Below are 26,668 nucleotides of genomic sequence, written 5' to 3'. Positions count from 1 at the left end.
CGTCAGTCGTTTTTCCAACAGGCTGCTAAAGCTCGGATGGCCGCGACCAGGGCTTATCAAACGACCCTTGTGTCATAAAGATCACTACCCGCCGGTTTTTCGCTTTAGCCTCGTCAGAGTCGCCTTCATCAACCGGGTGATAATGCGACATGCCCATCGCCGCCATTCGTTGTGGCGCAACGCCATATAACGCCAGGTTCTGCACCACCGATGCGGCTCTTAATACCGAAATTTCCCAGTTGCTAACCCCCACAGAAGGGGTGTCATCACTGTGGCCCTGAACATTAATTGGAAACGGCCAGCCGCGCAGGTGCTCAGCAATGGTTTCAATCAACGGCAAGGCCTGCTCGCGCAGACGGGTCTGACCGCTTGCAAACAATAAGTCGGCATTCAAGGAGACACTGATCCAGTCTTCTTCACCATGTACTTCTATATCGTCCGATTCCGGAATTATTTGAGTCACCTGACGAATATCGGCCAACAGTGGTAATAAACCATTGCCTTTGGCCAGCGGTGTCGACAGCTGTGGCACGGGTAAATCCGTGATAGGGAGTTGATTGGAAAAAACGGCTTCGATTTCACTGCGAATGGCGGCACCTTCTTCTTCATCAACCAGTTGTAAGGCATACAACATGATAAAAAAGGCGCACAGCAGCGTCATGTAATCGGCATACGATACCAACCAGCGGTGCGGATCAGGTCCTACAGTCTTGCTGCGATCGTTGTTGGTTGCCATCTCAAAGCACCACACCCTGTAACCGGAAACGCAGTGCAATCGGGTTAACCCCCTCCTTCACCGACAACAGTCCCAGTAACATGGCATCGTAATAACGTCGGCGGATGGCAATATGTTGCCGCAGCGTGTTGGCAATCGGAATCACCACCAGGTTCGCGGCGGCAACACCATAAAAGGTGGCAACAAAAGCAGTGGCAATCCCCTGTGCTAACGCCTCTGGCTGTTGAATATTAGATAACACCTGCATCAGACCCAACACCGCACCAACAATGCCAAGCGTGGGTAAATACCCGGCCAGATTATCCAGCACCGAAACAATATCCAGATCACGCTCTTCCAGCGATTTCAGTTCAAGCTCCATGGTTGCTTTCATGGTCTCATCATCGTAACCATCCACCAGCAAGGTCAGCGCTTTTTTAAAGGTCGGATCATTTTCACTGTTAGCCAGACGTTCTAACGCCAGAATACCGTCACGACGCAACGCATTACCGCAAGTCACGAGTTTATTAATCAGACCATCAAACGAATAAACGGGTGGCGCAAACAGCCAGCTCAACATCCCCATGAGTGGCTTCAGATAGGCTTTTGGAATTTGCGCCAGTGCGGCAAAAAATGAACCGGCAAACACAATCAGAGCCGCCGCTGGATTCCAGAGTAAGCTTAACGCTCCTCCTTCAAGGGTATGCCCTGTCACAACCACAGCCAGGGCAAAAAAAACGATCACTAAACTCCAACGATCCATGTTTCGCTCCGTCAGCCTATATCTTTACTGAGCCGCGGCCCAACATCAGACAATGGCAGAATATCGTCGCTCAGACCTTCTTTAATAACAGCCAGCGGCATACCAAAAATCACACTGCTCTCTTCATCCTGAGCCCAGATTGTTGAGCCAGCCTGCTTCAGCAATCGCGCGCCTTCCTTACCATCAGACCCCATGCCAGTTAACACCACCCCCAGAGTACTGCGGCCAAAATGTTTGGCAGCGGATGCAAAGGCAATATCAACACTGGGACGGTAATTCACCCGCTGATCACTCTCATGAATATGAATAGAACCGCCATTCCGTTTGTCCACCATCAGCTGCATACCACCCGGAGCCACATAGACATGACCCGGTTTCAACAGGTCACCTTCTTCCGCTTCTTTCACCGTTAACGGGCTCATGGCATTTAAACGTTCAGCAAAGGCTTTGGTAAATGAACCTGGCATGTGCTGAACAATCACAATGGGGGTTTTAAAGCCAGCCGGGATGGCCTTGAACAAAGTCTGCAGGGCTGCCGGACCACCGGTAGAGGTACCAATCATCACCAGCTCTTTTTTCCCCACAGGCTTGGGAGCCACTGGAGCAGCAGCCGACGGCATCACCCGGGTCTGATTTTTAGCCACGCCAGCAATTTTATTGGTCAGAGCTTTACGAACTTCCGCCGTACCTTTGGCAATGGCGTCAAAATTTTTGGATAAAAAATCGAGTGCACCAGCATCCAGTGCGTCCAATGTCACCCGGGCACCTTCAAAGGTCAGCGAAGAAAACATCAGAATAGGAACCGGGCGCTGCTGCATGATGGTACGTACGGCAGTGATGCCATCCATCACCGGCATTTCGTAATCCATCGTGATCACATCCGGCTTAAGCGACTCGTTTAATTCAACCGCTTCACGGCCATTAGCCGCATCACCAACAACCTCCATACGGCCATCGGCATTAATAATTTCAGAAACCCGACGTCGGAAAAAGCCGGAATCATCCACCACCAGAACACGAATCGTCACTCAAATTTCCTCGATAACACCTCGCTCAGTTGACGAGATAGATTATTAATGCGGCACCCTGTGACACAGGAAAAACCTTATTCAGGCTACTCATCACACGCTAGCGTGATGAGTAGTGATTCAGCATACTTGGAATATCCAGAATCAAAGCAATGCGGCCGTCACCCGTAATCGTGGCCCCGGCCATGCCGGCAGTGCCATGCAACATTTTGCCCAGCGGTTTGATAACCACTTCTTCCTGGCCAATAAGCTGATCCACCACGAAGCCAACCCGTTTGGTACCGACCGACACCACCACAACATGCGCCGTTTCATCGGCTTTGGCATGGGCTTCACCTTTCACTAACCAACGTTTGAGGTGGAAAAGTGGTACCGGCTTTTCACGCACAACAACCACTTCCTGACCATCCACAATATTGGTCTGCGTCAGATCCAGGTGAAAAATTTCGTTCACACTCACCAGCGGGAAAGCAAATGCCTGATCTTTCAGCATCACCATCAGCGTTGGCATGATCGCCAGAGTCAGCGGCACTTTGATACGGATACTGGTGCCTTTACCCATTTCCGAATCGATGTTGATGGTACCGTTCAGCTGGGTAATTTTGGTTTTCACCACATCCATGCCAACACCACGACCCGACACATCCGAGATCTGCTCTTTAGTGGAGAAGCCTGGCGCAAAAATCAGGTTGTAACACTCATTTTCAGTCAGGCGATCAGCCGCATCCTGATCCATCACACCTTTTTCAACCGCTTTACGGCGCAACACGTCAGCATCCATACCACCACCATCATCTTCGATGATCAGCAGAATATGGTCCCCTTCCTGTTCAGCTGACAACACGACGGTACCCACACGTGCCTTACCGGCCTGCTCACGCACGTCTGGCATTTCCACACCGTGGTCAACCGCGTTACGCACCAGGTGAACCAAGGGGTCGGCTAAGGCTTCAACCAGATTTTTATCCAGATCGGTTTCTTCGCCGCGCAGTTCAAGGTTAATTTCTTTCTTCAGCTGACGAGCCAGGTCACGTACAACCCGAGGGAAACGACCAAACACTTTTTTGATTGGTTGCATCCGGGTTTTCATCACCGATGCCTGTAGGTCGCCCGTCACCACATCCAGGTTAGCCACGGCTTTCGACATCGATTCGTCGTTGCTCTTCAGCCCTAAACGAACCAGGCGGTTTCGCACCAACACCAGCTCGCCCACCATGTTCATGATGTCATCCAGGCGCTTGGTATCAACCCGTACCGTGGCTTCAGCTTGTGGAGCACTGTCTTTATCAGCCGGGCGCTTCGCAGCAGGTTTTGCAGCCGCTGGTTTTGCCGCAGCCGCTTTGGGTTCCGGCTTAGGCTGTGGCTTGGGCTCCGCTTTTGGTGCTGGCTTAGGCGCTGATTGGGTTACTTCAGCAACGGACTCTGGCGCTTTTTCTTTAGCGGAAGACTCATCCGCCGCTGCTGAGTGTTTCCCTTTTCCATGTAAACGATCCAACAGCTCTTCAAATTCGGAATCGGTAATCAGGTCATCACCCGATGACGGCGTCGCCGGCTCAGCCGCGACTTCAGGCTCAGCTGCCGCTTGTTTGGCATCATCAGCGCTGATGTGTTTACCTTTGCCATGGATCTGATCCAGCAAAGCTTCAAATTCATCTTCCGTAATTTCGTCATCACCGTCGTCAGCACCAGCAGCACCGTCAACATCAATAAACAGCTCAGCACCATCATCTGCAGCCGGAGCAGTGCCAGAGGCTGCCTCTGCCGGAGCACCATCTAAGGCATCCAATAACTGCTCAAATTCATCGTCGGTGATGTCGCCCGAGTCGCTTTCTGATGGCGTTGGTATTGGTATTGATGTTGACGCTTCTGTAACTGGCGTTTCTTCGGCAACAACCGGCTCAACGGCTTCCGGTTCTGGCGCAACCTCTTCAGCAGCCGGTGACGAGTCACCTTCACCTTCTGGCAATGCCAGCTGATGTAAGCGCTCAATTAACGCGGGATCTGCCGCTTCTGGCTCAGCACCGGAACGCACGCTCTCGAACATTTCGTTGACTGAGTCCAGCGCTTGCAACACCACATCCATCAAATCCGGATTAACGCTACGATTACCATTACGCAAGGTATCGAACACGTTTTCAGCGGCATGACAACAATCAACCAGCGCATTTAACTGCAAGAAACCTGCGCCACCTTTGACCGTGTGAAACCCACGGAAAATAGCGTTTAACAGATCATTATCATCGGGTCGTTGTTCAAGATCGACGAGCTGCTCGGAGAGTAATTCAAGAATTTCTCCGGCTTCAATCAAAAAATCCTGGAGGATTTCTTCATCTGCATCGAAACTCATCCGTTAGCTCCTTTAAAAGCCAAGACTGGATAACAAATCATCAACGTCATCCTGGCTGCTCACTACATCATCACTGTCTTTGTTAATCTGCGGGCCTTCAGCAACAATATCTGCTTCTTCAGCGACCGCCTCTTCAGTGACAGACTCTAAATCCGAATGAGTGATTCCCGTGATGGAGTCAATATGCCCTGCCATCGCTACCAGGTTCACTAACCGGGTTTCCACTTCACGCACCAGTTCAGCCACTTTATGAATGACCTGGCCGGTTAAATCCTGAAAATCCTGCGCCAACATAATGTCGGATAACTGGCCTTGCAGCGTTTGTGACTGCTGGGCACTGTCTTGCAGAAAAACATTGATTGATTTGGTCAATGAACGAAATTCTTCAGGTTTTAATTCTTTATTTAAAAAGCGCTGCCACTGAACCGACAAATCGGCAGCACGATTGTGAATATCAGCTGCCAAAGGCAAACTGGCATCCACAAGATCCATGGTGCGGTTGGCCGACTTATCGGTCATTTCAACCACATAAGCGAGCTTATCCGTTGCGTGTTCTATTTCAGAACCAGCACCAATGGAGTCAATCTTCAGATTTTTAATGGATTCGTGCAGCGCTCGCGTCAGCAGACCAATCTCGTTGTATAAGGTGCGATCACGTAATTCATTCAGATCGTTTACCATGGCAACGGCTTTGCCAAGGTTGCCACCTTCGAGCTGCTTCAACATATTTTCTGCCAGCGAACGAATCTCGGAGCCAACTTCGTGGCTGTCTCCCGGTTCTTTGCTATCAGCTGTGTTATCAGCCATGAGTTTGCCTTCCGGTTAGCCTTCGACGCGTTCAAAAATCTTATCGATTTTTTCCTTTAGGACAGCGGCAGTAAATGGTTTCACTACGTATCCGTTAACACCCGCCTGTGCTGCAGCCACGATCTGATCACGCTTCGCTTCTGCAGTCACCATCAATACCGGCAAAGATTTCAGGCGATCATCCGCCCGAACCTTTTTCAACAGATCGAGGCCCGTCATGCCCGGCATATTCCAATCGGTAACCAGAAAATCGAAGTCTCCGTTTTCCAGCATTGGCAGCGCGGTTGTACCGTCATCGGCTTCTGCGGTATTGGTGAAGCCCAGATCACGCAGTAAATTTTTGACAATTCGTCTCATCGTAGAAAAATCATCAACGATAAGAATCTTCATATTTTTGTCCAAAACGACCTCCACTAATCGACTTTGCACATTCCAAGTCGTTACTAAGATTTAGTGTAGACCTTGTCGGTGCTTTATCCAGAAAGGAATCAGGGATAAGGAGGATTCTTTTACGATTACTGATCAGAAATGGGAAACAGGACAAGTTTCCTTGATTATCAGCAAGTTAGATAAACATGATAAAACAGTGCATGAAGCAGGTTACGACAGGACAAGAGCGGCCAGGTGCTGTTAAGGCTAGTGAATCCAGTCAGTCAAACGGGAACGTAATCGTGCCGCAGCCTGACTGTGTAGCTGACTAACCCGGCTTTCACTAACGCCCAGCACTGCGCCAATCTCTTTCAGGTTGAGTTCTTCATCGTAGTAGAGTGCCAATACCAACTGCTCACGCTCTGGTAACAGCTTAATGGCTTCGGCCAGGTGTTGCTGAAACGCACCGCGCTCAATGCCTTCCAGAGGATTGGGGTTTTCACCCACAAACACATCGGCACCGGATTCGGTTTTTTCCAGCACTTCTTCATAGCTGAACAGACGACAGCCAGCGCTGTCCTGCAATATCGAGTGATACTCTTCCTGAGAAATGCCCAGATGCTCCGCCACCTCTGCATCTTCAGCATCTCGTCCTTTGACACTTTCAATTTGTTTAATCGCATCGGAAATACGGCGGCTGTTACGGTGCACCGAACGGGGTGCCCAATCGCCACGACGAATTTCGTCCAGCATGGCACCACGAATACGAATACCGGCATAAGTTTCAAAGCTGGCACCTTTGCCGCCATCGTATTTACGCGCCGCTTCGAGCAAACCAATCATGCCCGACTGAATCAGATCATCCACCTGCACACTGTCTGGTAAACGCCCCAGCATATGATGGGCAATACGTTTTACCAGCGGTGCATGCTGACGAATCAATTCGTCGACATTATTATTCTGAACTTCGCTATACACCAGACAACTTCCAGCAGACACAAATCAAGCCTCTGTTTCCTGCACCAGCCGATCAACAAAAAATTCCAGATGACCACGCGGTGTCGCTGGCAATGGCCAGGAATCCACTTTTTTCGCCAACGCTTTAAATGCCGTCGACGCTTTTGCCCGAGGGTAAGCATCCACCACGGCTTTCTGGCGCTGTACCGCACGTTTGATGGCATCATCCTGAGGAATCGCGCCAACGTACTGCATGGCAACATCGAGAAAACGATCCGTCACTTTCGTCAGCTTACCGAATAACGCATTACCTTCCTGGGGAGACTTCACCATGTTGGCAATGATACGGAACCGGAACACACCGTAATCCCGGTTCAGTAATTTGATTTGTGCGTAGGCATCGGTGATGGAAGTGGGTTCATCCGTTACCACCATCAGCACTTCCTGCGCAGCGCGAACAAAACTCATCACTGTATCCGAGATGCCCGCGGCGGTATCAACAATCAATACGTCAATATCATCACCGATATCGCTGAATGCCTGAATCAGGCCCGCATGTTCCATCGCATTTAATTGCGACAGTTTTTGCGTACCAGAAGACGCCGGAACAATACGGATTCCACCCGGCCCTCTCACCATCACATCACGTAACTCGCACTCACCCTGCAACACGTTTTCAATGGTTTTGGTTGAGCTGATGCCTAACAGAATATCAATATTGGCCAGGCCCAGATCGGCATCCAGTACCACCACACGACGGCCCATCTCAGCCAGCGAAATAGCCAGGTTCACCGATACATTACTTTTGCCCACGCCGCCTTTACCACCGGTGACAGCGATCACTTGTACGGGATGCCTCGACATATCCGATTATGCTCCTTGTTGAAAACGGGATTGAGTCGCCAGATGCATGGCTTCCGCCGCTTGCCAGCGGGTACGCGCCATACGGGCCATTTGTTCGGCCAGTTTTACCAGCTTATCCGCTTCCGGGTAATGCACATCATCCGGAATATGCGGCCCATCGGTAACAATGGTGACGGGCAGCTGGGTCAAGGCCGCTACACTCATCGCAGGGCCCAGGCTGAAACACTCATCCAGTTTGGTAAATACGCAGCCAACCAGGCCAGCTGCTTTAAAATGTTCATAATTTTCCTGCAGGCAACGCCCCTGACTGGTCAGTGGCAGTACCAACAATTTCTTCAGGCCAGAGCCCGCTCGTTTAAGCATAGACAATTGTGTCTGAAAATGTGCGTCCTGACTGGCTAATCCCGCACTATCCACCAACACCAGCTTTTTATCCTGGGTTTTCAGCAGCGCATTTTTGAGTTCTTTTTCGTTGTGAACTTTGTGCAGTGTCACGCCTAACAAACGTGAGAAGGTGCTGATCTGGTCGTGGGCTGCGACACGATAATTGTCCAGCGTGATCAGTGCGACCGAATCAGCGCCGTGATGAATCACAAACTGCGCCGCCAGTTTACCAATGGTGGTGGTTTTGCCCGCCCCGGTTGGCCCTACCAAAGCGTAACGTCCGCCTTCTTCCAGCAGTTGAGGTGGCGCAACAGGTAAATCGGCTGCGATTAATTTCAATGCCTGTTGCCAGGCTTGTTCCATCGCTTGACCATCATCAATCTGGCTGGCAATGCGATCAGCCCAGGCCGGCTCCAGACCCACATCCTGACAACGCTGCCATAACTGAGACTGCTGCCAGGTCAGAGGACGGCCAGTATCCCAGGCGCTGCCCTGATGGCTGACCATCCAGTTTTTTAGTTCACGTAACTCATCACTCATGGCGCTCATGGCATTGCCATAACGTGCTTCGGAGGCTTTAACCCGCTCCCCCAATGACTGCACTGCACTCAGATCAGCAGCTGGCTTAACCGAGTCTTGTGTTGAAGCCGGTGATGAAGAGGAAGCCGATGCCTGAGCCGGGCGCTGAGAGGTATTGCTGTAGCTTTTCTGCTTCAGCCCCTGCAACACATCTTTCAGCCCTTCTGCTGAGCTGACATCCGAAGAACGGGCGTACTGAAGTCGTTGCTGTTTGTCCAAAGATTGCTCATCAGAAGCATGTCCATCTGACGTCACTTCACGACTGGCTTTTACCGCTTCCAGCTCGCGCTGTAATTCCAGCTGACGGGCGACATCCGGGTTTTCTTCCGATGCCCCTGATTGATAATCCAGCGCCGCCACGACTTCAAACCCTTCAGCCACTTTTTTGCTCGACATAATCACCGCATCGGCTCCCAATTCCTGAGAAACCTTGCGTAGGGCAAGCTGCATATTGGCAGCAACAAAGCGTTTCACTTTCATTATCCAACCCCGTTAATTATGTTGATATCAGCAACCGGCTGATGGCTGTCGGTAAAAAATTAATTGTTCTGAGCGCCCACGTTAGCAACGATGGTAATACTCTTGTTATCCGGTATTTCCTGATACGCCAACACGGTTAATGCCTCGATGCCATTACGGATAAATTCCGCCATTGCCGCCCGTAATTGTGATGTCACCAATAACACCGCCGGACGACCTGCCATCTCTTGCTCCTGTGCCGCATCAGCCAGAGAACGCTGTAACGTTTCTGCCATGCCTGGCTCTAGGATCAGGCCATACTGTGCACCTTGCTGAGCACTCTGCTGTAGTGTCTTAAGCAACAACTGTTCCAGTTGAGGTTCTAAGGTGATTACCGGCAGCTCATCCTCGCTGCCAAAGACACTCTGGACGATCATGCGGGCTAATGACAGGCGGGCAGCACTGACCATGGCGGCGGTATCTTGACTCTGACCGCCCATATTCGCCAAAGACTCGGCGATAGAGCGCAGATCACGTACCGGTACACCATCCTTCAGCAACGTCTGTAAGACATTGAGTAACTGGCTGATGCTAACAGTATTTGGCACTAGTTCTTCGGCCAGTTTCGGAGAGGTTTTCGCCAGCATATCCACCAGCTTCTGAACGTCTTCATGGCCAATTAATTCATGCGCGTGTTTTTGTAATTTCTGGTTGATATGAGTCGCCACCACCGTACTGGCATCAACCACGGTGTAGCCCAGTGTTTGCGCCCGGTCTTTTTGTTCCGCATCAATCCAGAAGGCTTCCAGACCAAACGCCGGGTCCTGAGTCGCCAGACCATCGATCTTGCCAAACACCTGACCCGGATTAATCGCCAGTTCCCGCTCCGGATAAATTTCAGCTTCCGCCAATGTCACGCCCATCAAGGTCACGCGGTATTGATTGGGCATCAGATCGAGGTTGTCGCGGATATGCACAGACGGCATCAGGAAGCCCAGATCCTGAGAGAGTTTACGCCGCACGCCTTTAATGCGATTCAGCAGCTGGCCACCTTGGTTTTTATCCACCAATGGGATCAGGCGATAGCCCACTTCCAGCCCCACACGGTCCACCGGCTCGACGTCATCCCAGCCCAGCTCTTTCACTTCCATTTGTTTAATGGCGGCTTCAGCCTGCTGTTGAGGCGCGGCCAGCGCATTACCGGGTTCAGCCCCTTCGGTAGCGGCGGCGACTTTAGGCTGTCCGCCCAAACGCTGAGCAATGGCATCACCCAGCTTGCCACCTTCGGTTTTCCAGTGGGAAAAATACGCGGCTATACCACATGCCGCAGCGGCACTGAGAAATACCAGATGTGGCATACCCGGTACAATGCCCATCAGAAACAGCAAACCAGATGTCACGCCCAGGGTGCGTGAAGAGCCAAACATCTGGCCCACCACCTGATCCCCCATGCCTTCATCACTGCTGTTACGGGTGACCATAATGGCGGTGGCGGTTGACAGTAACAGCGATGGAATCTGCGCCACCAGACCATCACCAATGGCTAATAAACTGTATGCAGAAATCGCATCACCAAAGCCCAGAGAATGTTGGCTCATACCAATCGCCAGACCACCCACCACGTTGATAATCAGAATCAAAATACCGGCGACGGCATCACCTTTAACAAACTTACTGGCACCGTCCATCGAACCATAAAAGTCAGCTTCGGCAGCGATATCACCACGGCGTTTTTTGGCTTCATCCGCTTCGATTAAACCCGCGTTTAAGTCCGCATCAATCGCCATTTGTTTACCGGGCATGGCATCCAATGTGAAACGCGCACTTACTTCCGAAACACGGCCAGCGCCTTTGGTCACCACCACAAAGTTGATGATCACCAGAATGGTAAACACCACCAGACCCACGGCGTAGTTACCACCAATCAGAACTTCACCAAAGGCTTCGATCACTTTACCAGCCGCATCGCCACCTTCGTGGCCGTACAACAACACCACCCGTGTTGAGGCCACGTTTAGTGCCAGACGTAACAAGGTTGCAACCAGAAGAATGGTGGGGAAAACCGCAAAATCGAGGGGACGCTGAGCGTAAACACTCACCAGTAACACCACAATGGATAAGGTGATGTTAAAGGTGAAAAACATATCCAGCATAAAAGGTGGCAGTGGCAGGGTCATCATACCCAGCAGCACCAACACCATAATCGGAATGCCTAAATTACCTTGTGCCAACAAGCTGGCGGCCTGTTTGAGTTGGCCTGTTACCTGTTGTTTGGAAGCTACCGCCATGTGCACTCTCTGTCTGTGTAAAACATTCTGTAAAAATGTGTCAAAAAATCATCAGTTTTACAGTTAGTGCAAGAAGCTTTCCTAAATCGAACAATCCGAAAATTTAATTGGGAGAACTGCCATCCGGGTCCACACGCAGGTCTCTCGGAATCGGCATATCCGGCTTGCGCTCTGGTTTCGGACCACTGCCTTTAACAAACTGATCCATCTGGAAGACGTAAGCCAGTACCTGTGCCACGGCAACGTATAAACCTTCGGGAATTTCCTCCCCCACCTTGGCGTGGGTAAATAACGCCCGCGCCAGCGGCGGTGCCTGCATTTGGGCAACGTTATGCTCTTTGGCAATTTCACGGATTTTCAGAGCAACCTGATCACTGCCCTTCGCCACCAGTATCGGCGCCTGCATGGATTCCGCAGCGTATTTTAATGCCACGGAATAATGGGTTGGGTTGGTAATCACCACATCGGCATCCGGCACATCGGCCATCATGCGACGCTGGGCGACTTCGCGCTGCAGCTGGCGAATTTTACTTTTAACTTCCGGCTTACCTTCGGTCTCTTTGTATTCGTCTTTGATCTCCTGCATCGACATCCGCAGTTTTTTGGTATGGCTGTACACCTGCCAGGGGACATCAGCAATGGCAATTAAGATGGTGGATAAACATAAAAAAATCACCGCCCAGATAATGGTGTCGATGGTGTGCATAATTGCCAGTTCCGTGGGCTCGTGTTTAATGCCCATGATGTAATCAAACGAGAACAGCAAAACCGCCACAGCAACCGCACCCACCACCAGCACTTTGGCCCAGGCCTTAACCAGCTCCACCAGCGAATTCATCGAAAACATGCGTTTAAGTCCACTGAGGGGATTTAAACGATCCAGTTTTGGGGTAATGGCTTTGGTTGAAAATAACCAGCCCCCTACGCCCAGAGGCCCCGCGAACGCGGCAATTAACACCAGAATCAGCCAGGGCGTCAGTGCCAGTGTGGCTTCCCATAACGCTGCACCCAGGTGATTTGACATAATACGGGTATCAAATAAGGCTTCGCGCTCAAGACTGAAACTGAAACGCGCAATTGTATTGATATGGTCTGCCATCCAGGGGCCAAAGGCCAATAAACCCAACGCACCAATCACCAACACCAAAGTGGTGGCCAGTTCTTTGGATCGCGGAACCTGACCTTCTTCACGGGATTTCTGGAGCCTTCGCTCCGTGGGTTCTTCGGTTTTTTCCTGACTGGAATCTTCTTCTGCCATAACGACCTACTGCAGCGTCAGCTTTTTCATGAATTCAAACAGGGTATCCATTTGCGCCTGAAAACCTGTCGCCATTTCGCCAACACTGAGCCACATAACAAACAAACCCACAATCATGGTCACAGGGAAACCTAAGGCAAAAATATTCAACTGTGGGGCAGCCCGGGTCATTACACCAAAGGCCAGGTTAACCACCAACAGTGCGGCAATCGCAGGCAAGGCAATCACCAGTGCAGCCGAAAACATCCAGCCACTCCAGCGCACGATCAAACCAAAATCTTCCGCACCAAACCCCTGCATCGACACCGGAAACGTGGTGAAGCTATCGATTAAGATTTCAATTAATACCAGGTGGCCATTCAGCGAAATAAACACCAGGCTGACGAGGAATAAAAACCATTGAGAAATCACCACAACGGATGCCCCCTGGCTGGGGTCAACTGTCGTCGCAATACCCAAACCGGTTTGCATCGCAATTAACTGACCTGCAATCACATAGACCTGGGTCAGCATTTCAACGATAAAACCCAATGCAATGCCAATCAGCATTTGTTGCAGAATAATAATAAACGACGCCAAGGAGATAGCGTCGACTTTAGGCATTGGAGGCAAAACAGGCACGACCGCCAAGGTGATAGCAACCGCTAAAAAAATCCGCACCCGCTGGGATACCATACGACTGCCAACCAGAGGCATCACCATCAATAACCCGGCGATACGGGCAAACGGATAAAGGTATCGACTGATCCAGTGGCTGACATCAAGCGGGTCTACTTCCAGCATCGTGCTTTTCCGTCAGCCAATAATAAAAGGAATGTTCATGTAAATCTGGCGGGTAAAATCCAACACCATGGCCACCGCCCACGGGCCAAAACCAATAATGGCTAAAAGCGTCACCACCAAACGAGGCAAAAAACTCAGGGTTTGTTCGTTAATCTGTGTGGCTGCCTGAAAGGTGCTGACCACCAGGCCGATAATCAGACTCGGAACAATCATCACCACCACAATAATCAGGACGATATACAGCGCGTGGGTAAATAAATCGCCTATTTCAGTGGGTGTCATCCGCTTACTCTCCCGCTATGCGCTTTCATTCAGACAGTGCCAAAGCTATTCGCCAGGGTGCCCATGATGAGTGCCCAACCATCAATTAATACAAACAACATGATCTTAAATGGCAAAGAAATAATAATCGGCGACAGCATCATCATACCCATGGCCATCAGGATACTGGCGACCACCAGATCAATAATTAAAAAGGGAATAAAAATCAGAAAACCAATCTGAAACGCCGTTTTTAATTCGCTGGTGATAAACGCCGGAATTAAAATATGAATGGGGGTTTCGTCCGGAGTGGCAATATTCTGCTCCCCACTGATACGGACAAATAAGTTCAGATCCGTTTCACGGGTCTGTGACAACATAAATTCATGTATGGGTTTCAGAGCCCGTTCGGCGGCTTCTAATGGTGTAATGGTTTCCGCCAGATACGGCTGAACCGCTTCCACATTAATCACCCGAAACACCGGCATCATAATAAACAGTGTCAGGAACAGAGACAGACCGAGAATAATCTGGTTGGAAGGCGTTTGTTGCAAACCCAGTGCCTGACGCAAAATCGCCATCACCACAATAATCCGGGTGAAAGACGTCATCATAATCAGCAGTGACGGTAACACCGTCAGCACAGTCATGATGGCTAAAATCTGAATACTGATGCTGTATTCACCACCGGAGTCATTGGCCTGATAAATCAGTGCCGGAATACCCAGATAATTTTTCTCAGGCTCTCCCTCTGCGGCAGTAGCCTGCGCAGAAAATATGACCGAAGACAGCATCAGAACCAGCGATAACCACAGCGCTTTCATGAGCGAATCGCTTTTTTTAATAGCTCAGAAAAAGCCGGGGACTGGGTTGGATTATTCACGGGCAAGGGTTCATCCAGCTCAGCCAGACAAGTAATTTGTTGCTGTGTGATGCCCACCACCAATTGCTTATCACCCACCTGAATCACGGCAATTTTTTCTTTCATGCTCAGCGGCAGTGTGGCGATGGTTTTCAGCGGTGCATCTGACACTGAAAAACCCGCCAGCGGAAAGTTACGGCTTTTACCACTTAACCAGGCCAACAATAAAATCAGGCCAATGATCAGCACCAGAAAAACCACCACTTTTCCAGCCGACGCCATCGGGTCAAGCGCCAATGGATTGTTATCTGCTGCTTCAGTGGTTTCGCTGGCCAGTGATAACAGAGGCAGCAGCGAGCCAAACAGAATTGCAGTGATCGCCGTCAGGCGTGGTTTAACGTAAGCGCTGAATACGTTCACTCTGGCTCACCACATCGGTTAAACGGATACCAAATTTATCGTTCACCATCACCACTTCACCGTGGGCGATTAACGTACCGTTTACCATCACATCCAATGGTTCACCGGCCAAACGGTCCAACTCAACCACCGACCCCTGGTTCAGTTGTAATAAATTTCGGATTGGAATCTGAGTGGAGCCAACCTCCATCGAAATACGTACCGGGATATCGAGAATGACGTCCAGTTCCGGGCCATCTTCGGGAATGGTGCGTGGCTGCCCTTCGTCTTCTAATGGGTCCAGCGGCATCGCCTGCACATCGTCACCACCATCAGAGCCGCCTTCACCGGCCTCTTCCATCGCCGCCGCCCATTCATCCTCAACGCTGCCATCACCATCGCCGGACTCTTCCATCGCTGCGGCCCACTCATCGGCCAACGCTTCGTCTCCGGAGGCTTCTTCTACCCCACTGGCAACGGCGTCCGCCATGGCATCAGCATCTGACCCCGTATCAGCTGCCGGATTTTCTGGCGCAGCATCATTATCTTCAGGCGTCAGGTCCTTATTGTCGTCATCACTCATTATTTACTCCCCATTAACGCCGTCTGTGCTTTAACTGATCGATGATTTTCACCGCCAGGTTTTCATTTGAGATGCCCATTTTTCCGCGAAAAACCGGAATGCCATTGGCTTCTAAGGTAAATTCTTCCGGCATATCCACTGGAATCACGTCGCCGGCTTTTAACTCAGCAACTTCACGCAGGGTAATATCCCGCTCAACCAAGGTGCCATGCACCGGAACCGGTGCGTCCATAATGTCTTCACGTAATGACTGGGTCCAACGCTCATCAATATCGTCGATATCACTCTGAACACCGGCATCCAACACTTCACGAATGGGCTCAATCATGGAATACGGAATGGTCATGTGAAAATCGCCGCCACCACCATCGAGTTCGATATGGAAGGTACTGACCACCACCACTTCACTGGGGCTGACAATATTGGCCATCGCCGGATTCACTTCTGAACCAACGTATTCAAATTCCACTTCCATCACCGGCTGCCAGGCTTCAATCATGTCACTGAAGATCTGACTTAATACCAGCTGTACTACCCGCACTTCGGTGGGGGTAAATTCACGTCCTTCAATTTTGGCGTGACGGCCATCACCACCAAAAAAGTTATCCACCAGCTTAAACACCAGCTTGGCGTCCATAATAAACAGAGCCGTGCCGCGTAAAGGGCGCATCTTCACCAGATTCAGACTGGTAGGGACATACAGGGTATGTACGTACTCACCAAACTTCATAATCTGTACGCCACCTGAAGCAACGTCGGCACTGCGTCGCAAGAAATTAAACATACTGATGCGGGTATAACGGGCAAAGCGCTCGTTAATCATTTCCAGCGTTGGCATACGACCGCGAACAATGCGGTCGTTGCTGGTGAGGTCATAATTTTTGACCCCGGTTTCATCAATGTCTTCTTCCGGCTCTATATCACCGTCATCAACACCGTGAAGTAACGCATCAATTTCATCTTGCGACAGTAAATCTTGCACGCATCCGTCCTACTGCATCACAAAGTTAGTAAAGAGCACCGCCTCAACTTCTGAGCTGCCGGCCTCTCGTTTCATCGACATTTGCAGGTGTTTAAGCAATTGTTGCTGCAACGCCACCCGCCCTTCAGCCGTTCTCAGCTGATTAAAGTCCTGCTCTCCCATAATCCGGATGATGTCATTACGAATCATAGGTTCGTGCAGTGTCAGCGCATCAACAATGGTTTGTTTACGGGTCATCACTTCAATACTGGCCTGTAAAAAACGCTGGCGTGTGCCAACCTGAAAACTGACCACAAACTCGGGTTTTAACACCACATACTGCGCCGGGATCTCAGGCTCTTCCTCGACCACTTCTTCCGCTGGTGCTTCTTCCACCGCAGCATCCGCTTCGGCTTCGTCACCACCACTCATCAGAAACCAGGTCACCCCAACAGCAATACCCACCAGCAGCAAAGCGCCGACAATAATAAGAATCAGCTTTTTTTTGCCACCGCCTGATGCGGCTTCTTCCGGTGTATCGAGTTTTAAATCCTGCTCTGCAGCCATAATCAGCTTCTCCTGCTCTCAGTCAAAATAGCAATACTCATGCCACGCTTTTTCGTCAAAAATGCGACACATGATTTTTACATTACTTCTGAAGTTTAGAAGGTTCTGGCATAAGCGCCGGAGTGATCTGACAGAAATCGGAGGGAAAGACGTGTTTAAACAGGATCCGGGCCTGATAGAGGTAGCCCGAACCCTTCAGAAGAAAGCTAAAGAAGTTTCATCCAGTGGTCAGGCATAGGCGTCAAGTAAACCATCACTTTGACGTACGGTCACCGTGGCAGCACCAGACTCATCAGCCGCCATTAATGTGTCAGTGTTACCAGAATCTCCCGCCGGAGCATCCTGCTGCTGTCCACCCTGGCCAGATTCCGACTGCTGCTGACTGACATCAAAGCCAGCCAACTCCAATCCTTGCTCAGCCAGAGCATCACGTAACCGCTGGGCGTTCGCTTCTAACACATCACGCACTTGGGGTGACTGCACCTGAACCTGAATGCTGGTTTGCTCCTGATTCAGCTGCATCTTAATTTCCATGGAACCCAGTTCCGGTGGATCCAAATGGATTTCAGCCTGCTGAATATTATCCGCTACCATGGTGACAATGCGGCTGCCCAGCGCCGGCGCCCATTGTTCTTTATCACGGCCAAATTCCAGGCGCTCTTTATTCTGAGTCACCAGCTCCTGCTCTTCCAGCTGTTCCGCTTCGGCTTCGGTGACAATGACGTCATCGGTCATCTCAGCGTCAGCCGACAGTGCATTGGATACCGGTGTTATATCCGCCATGCCAGACACTTTAACATCGGCCACATCGGCACCCTGAGCCAACTTAGAGGCAGCAACAGGCTGGTCACTACGAATCTGAGTCACTGCAGAACCCTCGGCTTCGCCTTCAGACTCCAGCGTCATATCTGATAGCTCAGATTCCTCCAACATAGCCGTTTCTTCAGTTGGATTATTAGTGGCATGGCCATTGATCACTTTCAGTGCGGCCATATCTTGCTGCGTTAGTGGTTGTGTTGATTGCTGTATCGTTTGTTGTGCTGGTATCCCGGACAGAGCAACGGAAGTCGCTCCCACCACAACAGCTGGAGTGTCAGTGTCGGATAGTGAAGAAGGCAGAATCAAAGCCGAGCCTTCACCATCTTCCTCAGCAAACATCTCTTCTGTTACGGCATCACCGGTTTGTAGTCCAGAAGAAGCGATGCCCTGAGATTGGCGAATACTGGCTAATAACACCGACGGTTGAATAGGCTCTCCGCCAGGTTGCGGCAAAGGCTGTCCGTTCAGCGGCAACAGTTGCGCTGCCAAAGGCTGTGCGCCATCGCTAAGTTCAGACGGCTCAAGCAACGGGGTCAGCCCTTCCAGCAAAGCACCAAATTCGCTTTCCTGATCTGACCAGACCCCACCTTGCGGGGTTTCTATGGTTGAAAATGCGGGTAAAAGACTGAACAAGCCACCCTGGCTGACTTCGGTCGGGTTCATGCCACTCTCCGTACAAATAAAATACCTGAGAGATAAATAGCAACCGTTAGGCCAACTTTAACATCCGTCGTTTGAACAAAAGGGAAAAATCAGAGAAGGGTCTGGATTAACGCTCTGACCTGAGCATATTCAACGTCGATTTGGCTCAATACCACATCCAGATCATGAAGCTGTTCATCGCGGGCGGCCTGCTCAACCTGGCGACACAGTTCCGCTAAAGGGGCAGCGCTGATATTGCTGCTGGAGCCTTTAAAACTATGAGCAAGCTCTCGCAACTGTGTTGCATCACTCTCATGTAGCGCCTGGTGAAGAGTCGGTAAACGCTGATCGGAATCTTTAACATACACAGTTAATAACTCATCAAATTCGTCTTCCATAACGTCTTTCAACATTTCAAAGGATTCCAGATCAAAATGATCTGCCATTGATCCCATCAGCCCGTCCTCTTATTTGGCCAGCGTATCACGGCCTCCACCTTATTGCCTTTGTCGTGATATTTCAATGATTCACAGACTTCGGAGATCAAAGGAATACCACGTCCGGAATAAGGGTTTTCCTGACAACGGATGGCATTAAAATCAAACCCGTCACCACTGTCTTCTATTAATAAGGTTAAACTGCCGCTGTGGCCATCCCCTTCATGTTTCATGTGGATATCAATAAAACCACCGGATAATTCGGCCAGACGTTTTTCACGGTCTTTATAATATTGCAGGAAGCCATCAGCACTGGATTTTTGAGCAGAATGCAGCCCAAGTACGCCGTGCTCAAACGAATTAGAAAACAGTTCCGCCATGACCGTATATAGCTGCCCGCCCATCGCACGCAAGCCAGGTACTTCCATCATGACATGAATCATCAGTGGCAACGGATTGAAGTTTTTTAACGTTTCCGGACCAAGGTGATAATGCATTTGCCAATCAATCGGGCCAGATACCGGGCCGGAATTCATTTGCATTTCCATATCATCACGAACCGAATCTTCCACCATTTTCACTTCAATTAAGGTGGTATCGTCATCGCGTTCACTGCCTTCGGTAAAAGACGCCAACTGATGCTGAATGTCTTCAAAAACCGATGCTGGTGTATGAGCGGTATCAAAAATGGATTTCAGCCGCTCATCACCAAACATTTCACCCTGTTGGTTTCTGGCTTCAAGAATACCGTCAGACCATAAAAACAAACGGTCTTCCGCTTCCATGGGGAATTCCTGCAATTCGTCGCTAAATTGTTCATTGCTCAGAACACCCAAAGGTAAGTTTGATGATGACAGGGTTTCAACAACCTTATTATCAGCACGTAACAAATAACAATCCGGTACCCCCCCCATCCATACAGAGGCACTTTTACGCTCGGTATTAAGATCCACCATCACGGCACAGCAAAAAAAGCCGATGGGTAAAATACCTTTTAATTTCAGGTTAATTTCGCGCAGGATTTCACGAATCGCAAAACCTTTTGCCGTCATACCATAAAAGATTTCAGCCAGTGGCATCGCACCAATAGCAGCGGGTAAGCCATGGCCGGTAAAGTCACCCAATAAAATGTGCATACCGCCGGCTGGTTTTTTTGCCGCTAACAATACGTCGCCATTAAAAACGGATAATGGCGATAACATGTAACGAATGTTGGGCGCAGACAAACAACCGGCGTGGGCAACATTATCAAACACGGCCTTGGCCACCTGTTGCTCATGCAATAAATGCTCATTATTACGGGCAATGGTGTCTCGCTGCGCTTGCATGGTTTTATGCATGTTGCGCATTCGCGAAAAAGAATTAATTTTGGCCTGAAGAATAGTGGGATTATACGGTTTGCTTAAAAAGTCATCGCCACCACTATCAATACAATCTGACAGACTTTGTGCATCCGTCAGAGACGTAAGAAAGATAATAGGAATAAAGTCATCGTCGGCGTTCGATTTGATATGTCGCGCGGCTTCTTTACCATCGACTTCCGGCATCATCACATCCATCAGAATGATATCCGGCCGAAATTGAGGAACCGTATCGATGGCTTCCTGGCCATTGGCAACTTCGCACACTTCATAGCCCTGATTACGGACTATTCTCGACAGCACCATACGGTCAATCTGATTATCATCAGCAATCAGGATTTTTATGGCATCCATGTCAGTGTGCTCAATCAATTATTGAATGGTGAAAAGTTGTTCAAAATTAGAAATGGTCAGAATTTTTCGGACATCCTGATTGCAGTTAACAATTTTCACATTAGCATTGTCACCACCGGCATGGTCGCGCAACAGTAACAACATGCCCAGCGCCGAGCTGTCCAGATAAGATGTCGACGCCATATCCACGGTGTAACTGGTAATCTGACCGGATGCACCTTCATAAGCATCACGGAATTCCTGATGCGCACTGAAATCAAAACGACCATCAATTTTGATCATCAATTCCTGACCGTTTCCAGCAAGTGAGGCCTGAACTGTCATCCGTTTTCTCCAACAAAAAAAGTATTATTAATATTTAGCACAAAGCCTGCATTTGTCATGCAACCTGAGCGAAATTTATCCGTTTTGTTGCGCAGCTTTCAGTATACTGGCGGCCATATTCGGCAACGATATCAACTCATCCACAGCACCGAGGTCGTAGGCTGCTTTTGGCATTCCCCAAACAACCGAGGAGGCCTCATCCTGGGCAAAGCTTGCTGCTCCACCATCTTTCAGCCGTTTCATCGCCTCAGCACCATCACGCCCCATGCCTGTCAACATCACTGATACCAGTTTGTTGGCCGGAACCAACTGCTGTAAAGAATCAAACATGACCTCCACGGACGGCTTATGACGGTTAACCCGTTCACCGTCATCAAGTTGACAAACAACTCGCGTTCCTTCTTTACGGAATCTCAGGTGATAATCCCCCCGAGCAATGATCACACGTCCCGGACGCACCTCCATACCTTCCTCAGCCTCAACCACCTCCATTGGCAAAGCACGGTTGAGGCGCATAGCAAACGAACTGCTAAACACCCCTGGAATGTGCTGGGTAATCACAATAGGTGGACAATTAACCGGGACTCCGCTCAGTACTTCCCGTATCGCCTCGGTGCCGCCGGTTGAAGAACCAATACAAACCCACTTGTGATAAGGAATTTTAGAAACCGGCTGGGGTGCGGCCTTTTTTTCACCGCTATAAGCGCGAACCCGCGCTTTAGCGGCCATCAGAATTTTTTCTTTGAGGCTGGCAGCAAACTGCTGAAATTCAGCCTGATCCTGGGCTTTGGGTTTGGCAATAAAATCAACCGCTCCCAGCTCCAGAGCCTCCAGCGTTTCTGGTGCACCGGCTTCGGTCAGCGTCGAGACCATGACCACAGGCATTGGCCTCAGACGCATCAGGTTGCCTAAAAACTGCAACCCATTCATTCGGGGCATCTCAACATCCAGTGTTAACACATCCGGATTGAGTCGTTTAATTTTATCGCGCGCAATGTAAGGGTCTGCAGCGGTACCCACCACTTCGACTTCGTCAATCGTTGAAAATATTTCCTTAAGCATCTGACGAATCAATGCTGAATCGTCAACAATTAATACCTTTATTTTTTCAGCCATATTATCCTCTGAACCGTACTGCTTGCGGCCATCTTAATTCAGGCAAGTCTCACTTTTAGTCAGAATAAATCGATTGAGCCTGCAGAATTTTGTTGTGGGGTTTCTACGGATTTCTGATATTCAGTTTCCCGTTTAATCAATGTGTCATTACGGGTTTGTTTAATACGCCGGACTTTGACGCAGCCGGTATCTGGGAAATATAAAACCTTACGGGCAAAAACATCACCCACATCAGCAGCTGCGACTTTCAGACCTTCGTTTGCTAAATAATTATAGGCAAATAAAATATTGCGTTGACCAATATCACTCATTGAAGCAATCATCTGGCCACCACCAAACAACTTCACTTCAAGGTTCTCACGTTTACCACCACGCTTCAGAATTTCATTAATCAGAAATTCCATTGCCCAATTGCCATAACGTGATGCATGTGTGTCAGGGTTACTGCCCCAGACATCCGACGAGAACTCTCCCTGACTAGGCAGCATAAAATGGTTCATACCACCAATGCCCCGAACCTTGTCACGAATACACGCAGAGATACAGGAGCCTAAAACAGTGACAACCATTTCACCATGAGTTGAAACATAAAATTCACCGGGTAAAATTTTTGCCGCCCACACGTTGTGAACCGAATCCCAGTAGCGATTAACATGCTCAAACCCGGAACTGACAGGGGGCTGAACTGGTCGACTATTAATTGCCTGTGAGTGTTGTGTTGATATCATTTAATCTTCCGGTAAATCGTATTGCCCAGGCTTTCAAAGCGATCACTGATGCCATTAAGATTTTCAGAATGACCAATAAACAAGTGACCACCAACAGGTAACATATCGGCATAACGATCAAACAAAACCCGCTGGGTTTCTTTATTAAAATAAATCACAACATTACGACAGAAAATAATGTCAAACGGCCCTTTCATCGGCCAGTTTTCTAACAGGTTCAGACGTTTAAAAGTGACCATTTGTCGTAATTCATCTTTCACCTGAACGGAGCGATGGTCACCACTCTGGCGAAAGAAACGCTTCACGGTTTCATCATCAATCGAATCGATATGAGAAGCCGGATAAATACCTGACTTACCGGTTTCAACTACATTAGAATCCAGATCCGTCGCCAGCAGCTTGATATCCCAATCGGATGGAAAACCGGCACGTTTCAACGTCATCGCAATAGAATACACTTCCTGGCCAATTGAACATCCGGCAGACCAGATACGCAGCCGTTTAGTGCTTTTATTGGCAAAACGCAGAGCCGGCAATAACTCATCCTGAAGAAATTCAAAATGATGATTTTCACGAAAAAAAGACGTTAAGTTGGTCGTCAGTGCGTTAATAAATTCTGAAGCTTCCTGAGCATGATTATTCTTCAGGTAAGTCAGGTACTCGCGGAACGTTGTTAGCTTCAGTTCACGAATACGGCGTGCAATACGGCTGTACACCATATCGCGCTTATGTTCCGCAAGAACAATACCACTGAAGTCCATGGCCAGCTTTGATATTTCGTCAAAATCAGCTGACGTCATCAAGAATTCGCGCTGCTCTGCTGCAGTAGCGCTGGTGATGCTTGTCATAAAATCTACCACTTAAATGAAAGGAATCAGCCGAATTAAAATTCGGCCCATTCATCATCGTCATCGCTGAATGACAAGCTACCGTTTGAATTAGCTGCGGGAGCAGCTGACATGCTGGCGACCGGAGCAACCGGTGCTGGAGCAGGCGCTGGCATTTCCCCCATGGTGGTGACGGCATTTGCATCGACCGAGAAAAACTCCATCATCTGCATCATAGACTGGGCTTGTTCTGCCATGGCTTCACCCGCGGCAGAAGCCTCTTCAACCAAAGCGGCATTTTGCTGGGTCATTTCATCCATCTGTGCCACTGCAGCATTCACCTGATCAATACCGGATGACTGCTCACGCGCTGCGGTACTGATTTCCTGAATCATATCGGACACACGATCAACCGACTGAATGATATCGTTTAGTGTTTTACCGGATTCATTCACCAATGCGGTACCCGCATCGACTTTATCCACACTGTCACGAATCAGGTCTTTAATCTCTTTGGCAGCACCAGCAGAACGTTGTGCCAGATTACGAACTTCACCGGCTACAACCGCAAAACCACGACCTTGCTCACCGGCACGGGCAGCTTCTACCGCTGCATTTAATGCCAGTAGGTTAGTTTGGAAAGCAATCTCATCAATCACACCAATAATATCGGCGATTTTTTTACTGGAGTGATTAATTTCATCCATGGCATCAACGGCTTTACTCACCACATCACCACCGGATTGCGCTTTTTGTTTTGCCGAGGATGCCAAGTCATTGGCATGAACAGAGTTTTCACCGGTTTGTTTTACCGCACTGGTCATTTCTTCCATGCTGGAAGCGGTTTCTTCCAGGCTGGAGGCCTGAGACTCGGTGCGTTTGCTTAAATCAGCATTACCTTGTGCAATTTCACTGGCGCCGGTTGCTACCGTAGAAGCAGAGTCGCGGATGCGGGTGATAATATCGGTTAAACGATCCACCGTACTGTTAGCATCCTGCTTTAGCTTATCAAAGGCACCTTGGTAATCCTCATCAATTTTACGGGTCAGGTTGCCATGAGCCAGGGCATCAAACACCCGGATCGTGTCTGAAATCACACTATCGGCGATGGTCAGCAGTTTGTTCAGACCTTCAGCCAGATTCAGGAAGAAGCCATCTTTACCATCAACAGAAATGCGGCGGGACAGGTCACCCATCGCAGCGGCTTCAACAATCTGGTCGATTTCCTGTTCTGCAAAGACTTCGGCGGTACGGTCTTTCCACTCAACAATGGTGCCGATACGTTCATTGGCGTCATTAAAAATTGGATTCGCAATCAGAGAGAAGGTACGGCCACCCACTTTAATCTCAGTTTTATATTGCTTCTCAAGCGCTTTCACCATATGACGCTGGTGTGCCGGATTTTTATGGAAGATATCAATATTCTGACCTTCCAGACGAGATGCATCAAAACCAGGAATGTCCGTCCGGATATCAGCTTCTGCATTAGTCATCATTTCTTTAACCGCCGCATTCATATACACGATATTAAAATCGTTATCGGCAATCATGGCATTATTCGATACCACATCTAACGCTTGTTTAACCCGGGCATTGGCATCGGATATCGCTTTATCAGCTTCCTGCTGTGCCAGTTCGTCAGTAATGTCTTCCCATTCAATTACGGTTCCCAAACGCTCGCCTGCCTCATTTTTCCAGGGAGAGGCAATTAACGAGAAGGTAATTTCACCCGCTTTGATTTTTGTTTTAAATGGTTTCGTCAAAGAGGAGATCATCGAACGCTGATGATCTGGGTTTTTATGGAACACATCGACATTGGTACCAATCAAACTGGTAACATTAAACGCTGGCAATGCCTCTTTCAGCTCTGTTTCTCGCGCGGTTAACGCTTCGACTAACTGATCATTCATATAGGTAATGGTCATGTTGTTGTCAGCCAACATGACATTAGTCTGTGCAATTTTTAACGCACTGGCGATATTAGCGTTTTTCAGATTGGTAACGGCTTGCTCTTTTTGGGCAGTGATATCTGTAGCATACTTAACCACTTTAAATGGTTTTCCAGTGTCATCAAAAATAGGATTATAAGAGGCCTGAATCCAAACCGATTGGCCGTTTTTACCAAAACGTTGATATTCACCCGAATCGTAATGGCCCTGAGCTAACTGGCTCCAGAAGTTTTTGTACTCAGCTGAATCAGCGTAACCCTGATCCACAAACATGCGGTGGTGCTGCCCTTTAATTTCGTCTAAACGATAACCTGTGACCGCCAAAAAATTATCATTTGCATGAATAATGGTGCCGTCCAAATTAAACTCAATCACCGCCTGAGCTTTGCTTATCGCTTCCAGTTGCCCTTCGTAATCCGAGTTTTTACGTTTTTGATCTGTAATATCTGCAGCATATTTGATGACTTTATAAGGCTTTCCATGTTCATCCATCACCGGGTTATAAGAAGCCTGAATCCAGATAGCTTCACCCTGGCGATTCACTCGTCTGAATTCACCCGCCTGAAAAATACCGCGATTAAGCGTATCCCAAAATTCACGGTATTCAGCACTATTGCCATATTCACTATCGACAAACATACGGTGATGCTGATTCTGAATCTCATGCAGCTGATAACCAACAGCACTCAAAAAGTTAGCATTCGCCGTGATAATGGTGCCATCCATATTAAATTCGATCACGGCCTGGCTTTTATCCAGAGCATCGACCTTCGCTTTAAGCTCACGCATTAAAGCAGCTTGTTGCGCGGCTTCTTCACCGGAAAATAATGATTTCAACATATTCATAACCAAGCCCTTTGTTCTTTCCTGACCGTAC

26 protein-coding genes are annotated in these 26,668 nt (G+C 49.2%); all 26 read right to left on the bottom strand.

What is annotated here, in order from left to right; all coding sequences use genetic code 11:
- Window positions 1-25 precede the first annotated feature (25 nt).
- Complete coding sequence (locus KFF03_RS03370; protein ID WP_255858896.1) at window positions 26-736, bottom strand: flagellar motor protein MotB; 711 nt, start codon at window positions 734-736, stop codon at window positions 26-28.
- Between the two features lies 1 nt (window position 737).
- Window positions 738-1,478 (bottom strand): flagellar motor protein, encoded by a 741-nt coding sequence (locus tag KFF03_RS03365; RefSeq protein WP_255858895.1) that lies wholly within the window; start codon window positions 1,476-1,478, stop codon window positions 738-740.
- An 11-nt stretch (window positions 1,479-1,489) separates the two neighbouring features.
- The gene (locus KFF03_RS03360; RefSeq protein WP_255858893.1) at window positions 1,490-2,506 is read right to left on the bottom strand and encodes a chemotaxis response regulator protein-glutamate methylesterase; all 1,017 of its coding nucleotides are present in this window, start codon (window positions 2,504-2,506) and stop codon (window positions 1,490-1,492) included.
- Window positions 2,507-2,606: 100 nt separating this feature from the next.
- Entirely contained in the window at window positions 2,607-4,853 is a 2,247-nt protein-coding gene (locus KFF03_RS03355; protein ID WP_255858892.1) for a chemotaxis protein CheA, read from the bottom strand.
- Window positions 4,854-4,865: 12 nt separating this feature from the next.
- Complete coding sequence (locus KFF03_RS03350) at window positions 4,866-5,660, bottom strand: protein phosphatase CheZ (protein ID WP_255858891.1); 795 nt, start codon at window positions 5,658-5,660, stop codon at window positions 4,866-4,868.
- 15 nt (window positions 5,661-5,675) lie between these two features.
- Window positions 5,676-6,062: a chemotaxis response regulator CheY gene (gene cheY / locus KFF03_RS03345; protein ID WP_255858890.1), complete on the bottom strand. Its 387-nt coding sequence runs from the start codon at window positions 6,060-6,062 to the stop codon at window positions 5,676-5,678.
- A gap of 234 nt (window positions 6,063-6,296) precedes the next feature.
- A complete protein-coding gene (locus KFF03_RS03340) occupies window positions 6,297-7,028 on the bottom strand; it encodes an RNA polymerase sigma factor FliA (RefSeq protein ID WP_255858889.1) in 732 nt (243 codons plus the stop codon).
- 3 nt (window positions 7,029-7,031) lie between these two features.
- Window positions 7,032-7,850, bottom strand: coding sequence for a MinD/ParA family protein (locus tag KFF03_RS03335; protein ID WP_255858888.1), 819 nt, complete (start codon window positions 7,848-7,850; stop codon window positions 7,032-7,034).
- Window positions 7,851-7,856: 6 nt separating this feature from the next.
- Window positions 7,857-9,293, bottom strand: coding sequence for a flagellar biosynthesis protein FlhF (flhF, locus tag KFF03_RS03330; protein ID WP_255858887.1), 1,437 nt, complete (start codon window positions 9,291-9,293; stop codon window positions 7,857-7,859).
- A 59-nt stretch (window positions 9,294-9,352) separates the two neighbouring features.
- Complete coding sequence (flhA, locus tag KFF03_RS03325; protein WP_255858886.1) at window positions 9,353-11,560, bottom strand: flagellar biosynthesis protein FlhA; 2,208 nt, start codon at window positions 11,558-11,560, stop codon at window positions 9,353-9,355.
- Between the two features lie 103 nt (window positions 11,561-11,663).
- Window positions 11,664-12,818, bottom strand: a complete 1,155-nt coding sequence (gene flhB / locus KFF03_RS03320; RefSeq protein WP_255858885.1) for a flagellar biosynthesis protein FlhB — start codon at window positions 12,816-12,818, stop codon at window positions 11,664-11,666.
- 6 nt (window positions 12,819-12,824) lie between these two features.
- The gene (gene fliR, locus KFF03_RS03315) at window positions 12,825-13,601 is read right to left on the bottom strand and encodes a flagellar biosynthetic protein FliR (RefSeq protein ID WP_255858883.1); all 777 of its coding nucleotides are present in this window, start codon (window positions 13,599-13,601) and stop codon (window positions 12,825-12,827) included.
- Between the two features lie 12 nt (window positions 13,602-13,613).
- Entirely contained in the window at window positions 13,614-13,883 is a 270-nt protein-coding gene (locus tag KFF03_RS03310; protein WP_255858881.1) for a flagellar biosynthetic protein FliQ, read from the bottom strand.
- A 29-nt stretch (window positions 13,884-13,912) separates the two neighbouring features.
- Entirely contained in the window at window positions 13,913-14,686 is a 774-nt protein-coding gene (gene fliP, locus KFF03_RS03305) for a flagellar type III secretion system pore protein FliP (protein WP_255858879.1), read from the bottom strand.
- Window positions 14,683-15,144: a flagellar biosynthetic protein FliO gene (fliO, locus tag KFF03_RS03300; protein ID WP_255858878.1), complete on the bottom strand. Its 462-nt coding sequence runs from the start codon at window positions 15,142-15,144 to the stop codon at window positions 14,683-14,685. Before fliO ends, fliP begins: the two co-directional genes overlap by 4 nt.
- The gene (gene fliN / locus KFF03_RS03295) at window positions 15,119-15,706 is read right to left on the bottom strand and encodes a flagellar motor switch protein FliN (RefSeq protein WP_255858876.1); all 588 of its coding nucleotides are present in this window, start codon (window positions 15,704-15,706) and stop codon (window positions 15,119-15,121) included. The genes fliO and fliN overlap by 26 nt, the downstream gene beginning before the upstream one ends.
- A gap of 13 nt (window positions 15,707-15,719) precedes the next feature.
- Window positions 15,720-16,688: a flagellar motor switch protein FliM gene (gene fliM / locus KFF03_RS03290; protein ID WP_255858875.1), complete on the bottom strand. Its 969-nt coding sequence runs from the start codon at window positions 16,686-16,688 to the stop codon at window positions 15,720-15,722.
- A 9-nt stretch (window positions 16,689-16,697) separates the two neighbouring features.
- On the bottom strand, window positions 16,698-17,234 hold the full coding sequence (locus KFF03_RS03285; protein WP_255858874.1) for a flagellar basal body-associated FliL family protein: 537 nt from the start codon (window positions 17,232-17,234) through the stop codon (window positions 16,698-16,700).
- A 228-nt stretch (window positions 17,235-17,462) separates the two neighbouring features.
- Entirely contained in the window at window positions 17,463-18,716 is a 1,254-nt protein-coding gene (locus KFF03_RS03280; protein ID WP_255858873.1) for a flagellar hook-length control protein FliK, read from the bottom strand.
- Window positions 18,717-18,805: 89 nt separating this feature from the next.
- A complete protein-coding gene (locus KFF03_RS03275; protein WP_255858872.1) occupies window positions 18,806-19,150 on the bottom strand; it encodes an Hpt domain-containing protein in 345 nt (114 codons plus the stop codon).
- A complete protein-coding gene (locus KFF03_RS03270) occupies window positions 19,150-20,847 on the bottom strand; it encodes a fused response regulator/phosphatase (protein ID WP_255858871.1) in 1,698 nt (565 codons plus the stop codon). The genes KFF03_RS03275 and KFF03_RS03270 overlap by 1 nt, the downstream gene beginning before the upstream one ends.
- 18 nt (window positions 20,848-20,865) lie before the next feature.
- Entirely contained in the window at window positions 20,866-21,171 is a 306-nt protein-coding gene (locus KFF03_RS03265; RefSeq protein WP_255858870.1) for an STAS domain-containing protein, read from the bottom strand.
- A gap of 75 nt (window positions 21,172-21,246) precedes the next feature.
- Window positions 21,247-22,287: a chemotaxis response regulator protein-glutamate methylesterase gene (locus KFF03_RS03260; RefSeq protein ID WP_255858869.1), complete on the bottom strand. Its 1,041-nt coding sequence runs from the start codon at window positions 22,285-22,287 to the stop codon at window positions 21,247-21,249.
- 59 nt (window positions 22,288-22,346) lie between these two features.
- Window positions 22,347-23,015 (bottom strand): chemoreceptor glutamine deamidase CheD, encoded by a 669-nt coding sequence (gene cheD, locus KFF03_RS03255; RefSeq protein WP_255858867.1) that lies wholly within the window; start codon window positions 23,013-23,015, stop codon window positions 22,347-22,349.
- Window positions 23,012-23,863 (bottom strand): protein-glutamate O-methyltransferase CheR, encoded by an 852-nt coding sequence (locus tag KFF03_RS03250; protein ID WP_255858866.1) that lies wholly within the window; start codon window positions 23,861-23,863, stop codon window positions 23,012-23,014. The genes cheD and KFF03_RS03250 overlap by 4 nt, the downstream gene beginning before the upstream one ends.
- Window positions 23,864-23,898: 35 nt before the next feature.
- On the bottom strand, window positions 23,899-26,637 hold the full coding sequence (locus KFF03_RS17660; RefSeq protein WP_304941520.1) for a methyl-accepting chemotaxis protein: 2,739 nt from the start codon (window positions 26,635-26,637) through the stop codon (window positions 23,899-23,901).
- Between the last annotated feature and the right edge of the window lie 31 nt (window positions 26,638-26,668).

The organism is Bacterioplanoides sp. SCSIO 12839, assembly GCF_024397975.1.
Classification (GTDB): Bacteria; Pseudomonadota; Gammaproteobacteria; order Pseudomonadales; family Oceanobacteraceae; genus Bacterioplanoides.
This window is presented reverse-complemented; position numbering and strand designations above follow the sequence as displayed.

Excerpts from the sequence above, each read along its gene's own strand:
- KFF03_RS03355 (WP_255858892.1), bottom strand. The coding sequence starts at position 4,853 with ATGAGTTTCGATGCAGATGAAGAAATCCTCCAGGATTTTTTGATTGAA.
- flhB (WP_255858885.1), bottom strand. The coding sequence starts at position 12,818 with ATGGCAGAAGAAGATTCCAGTCAGGAAAAAACCGAAGAACCCACGGAG.
- KFF03_RS03370 (WP_255858896.1), bottom strand. The coding sequence starts at position 736 with ATGGCAACCAACAACGATCGCAGCAAGACTGTAGGACCTGATCCGCAC.
- KFF03_RS03260 (WP_255858869.1), bottom strand. The coding sequence starts at position 22,287 with ATGGCTGAAAAAATAAAGGTATTAATTGTTGACGATTCAGCATTGATT.
- KFF03_RS03365 (WP_255858895.1), bottom strand. The coding sequence starts at position 1,478 with ATGGATCGTTGGAGTTTAGTGATCGTTTTTTTTGCCCTGGCTGTGGTT.
- fliN (WP_255858876.1), bottom strand. The coding sequence starts at position 15,706 with ATGAGTGATGACGACAATAAGGACCTGACGCCTGAAGATAATGATGCT.
- KFF03_RS03310 (WP_255858881.1), bottom strand. The coding sequence starts at position 13,883 with ATGACACCCACTGAAATAGGCGATTTATTTACCCACGCGCTGTATATC.
- KFF03_RS03280 (WP_255858873.1), bottom strand. The coding sequence starts at position 18,716 with ATGAACCCGACCGAAGTCAGCCAGGGTGGCTTGTTCAGTCTTTTACCC.
- fliP (WP_255858879.1), bottom strand. The coding sequence starts at position 14,686 with ATGAAAGCGCTGTGGTTATCGCTGGTTCTGATGCTGTCTTCGGTCATA.
- KFF03_RS03335 (WP_255858888.1), bottom strand. The coding sequence starts at position 7,850 with ATGTCGAGGCATCCCGTACAAGTGATCGCTGTCACCGGTGGTAAAGGC.
- flhA (WP_255858886.1), bottom strand. The coding sequence starts at position 11,560 with ATGGCGGTAGCTTCCAAACAACAGGTAACAGGCCAACTCAAACAGGCC.
- KFF03_RS03285 (WP_255858874.1), bottom strand. The coding sequence starts at position 17,234 with ATGGCTGCAGAGCAGGATTTAAAACTCGATACACCGGAAGAAGCCGCA.
- KFF03_RS03270 (WP_255858871.1), bottom strand. The coding sequence starts at position 20,847 with ATGGATGCCATAAAAATCCTGATTGCTGATGATAATCAGATTGACCGT.
- KFF03_RS17660 (WP_304941520.1), bottom strand. The coding sequence starts at position 26,637 with ATGAATATGTTGAAATCATTATTTTCCGGTGAAGAAGCCGCGCAACAA.
- KFF03_RS03350 (WP_255858891.1), bottom strand. The coding sequence starts at position 5,660 with ATGGCTGATAACACAGCTGATAGCAAAGAACCGGGAGACAGCCACGAA.
- fliR (WP_255858883.1), bottom strand. The coding sequence starts at position 13,601 with ATGCTGGAAGTAGACCCGCTTGATGTCAGCCACTGGATCAGTCGATAC.
- flhF (WP_255858887.1), bottom strand. The coding sequence starts at position 9,293 with ATGAAAGTGAAACGCTTTGTTGCTGCCAATATGCAGCTTGCCCTACGC.
- KFF03_RS03250 (WP_255858866.1), bottom strand. The coding sequence starts at position 23,863 with ATGACAAGCATCACCAGCGCTACTGCAGCAGAGCAGCGCGAATTCTTG.
- KFF03_RS03275 (WP_255858872.1), bottom strand. The coding sequence starts at position 19,150 with ATGGGATCAATGGCAGATCATTTTGATCTGGAATCCTTTGAAATGTTG.
- cheD (WP_255858867.1), bottom strand. The coding sequence starts at position 23,015 with ATGATATCAACACAACACTCACAGGCAATTAATAGTCGACCAGTTCAG.
- KFF03_RS03265 (WP_255858870.1), bottom strand. The coding sequence starts at position 21,171 with ATGACAGTTCAGGCCTCACTTGCTGGAAACGGTCAGGAATTGATGATC.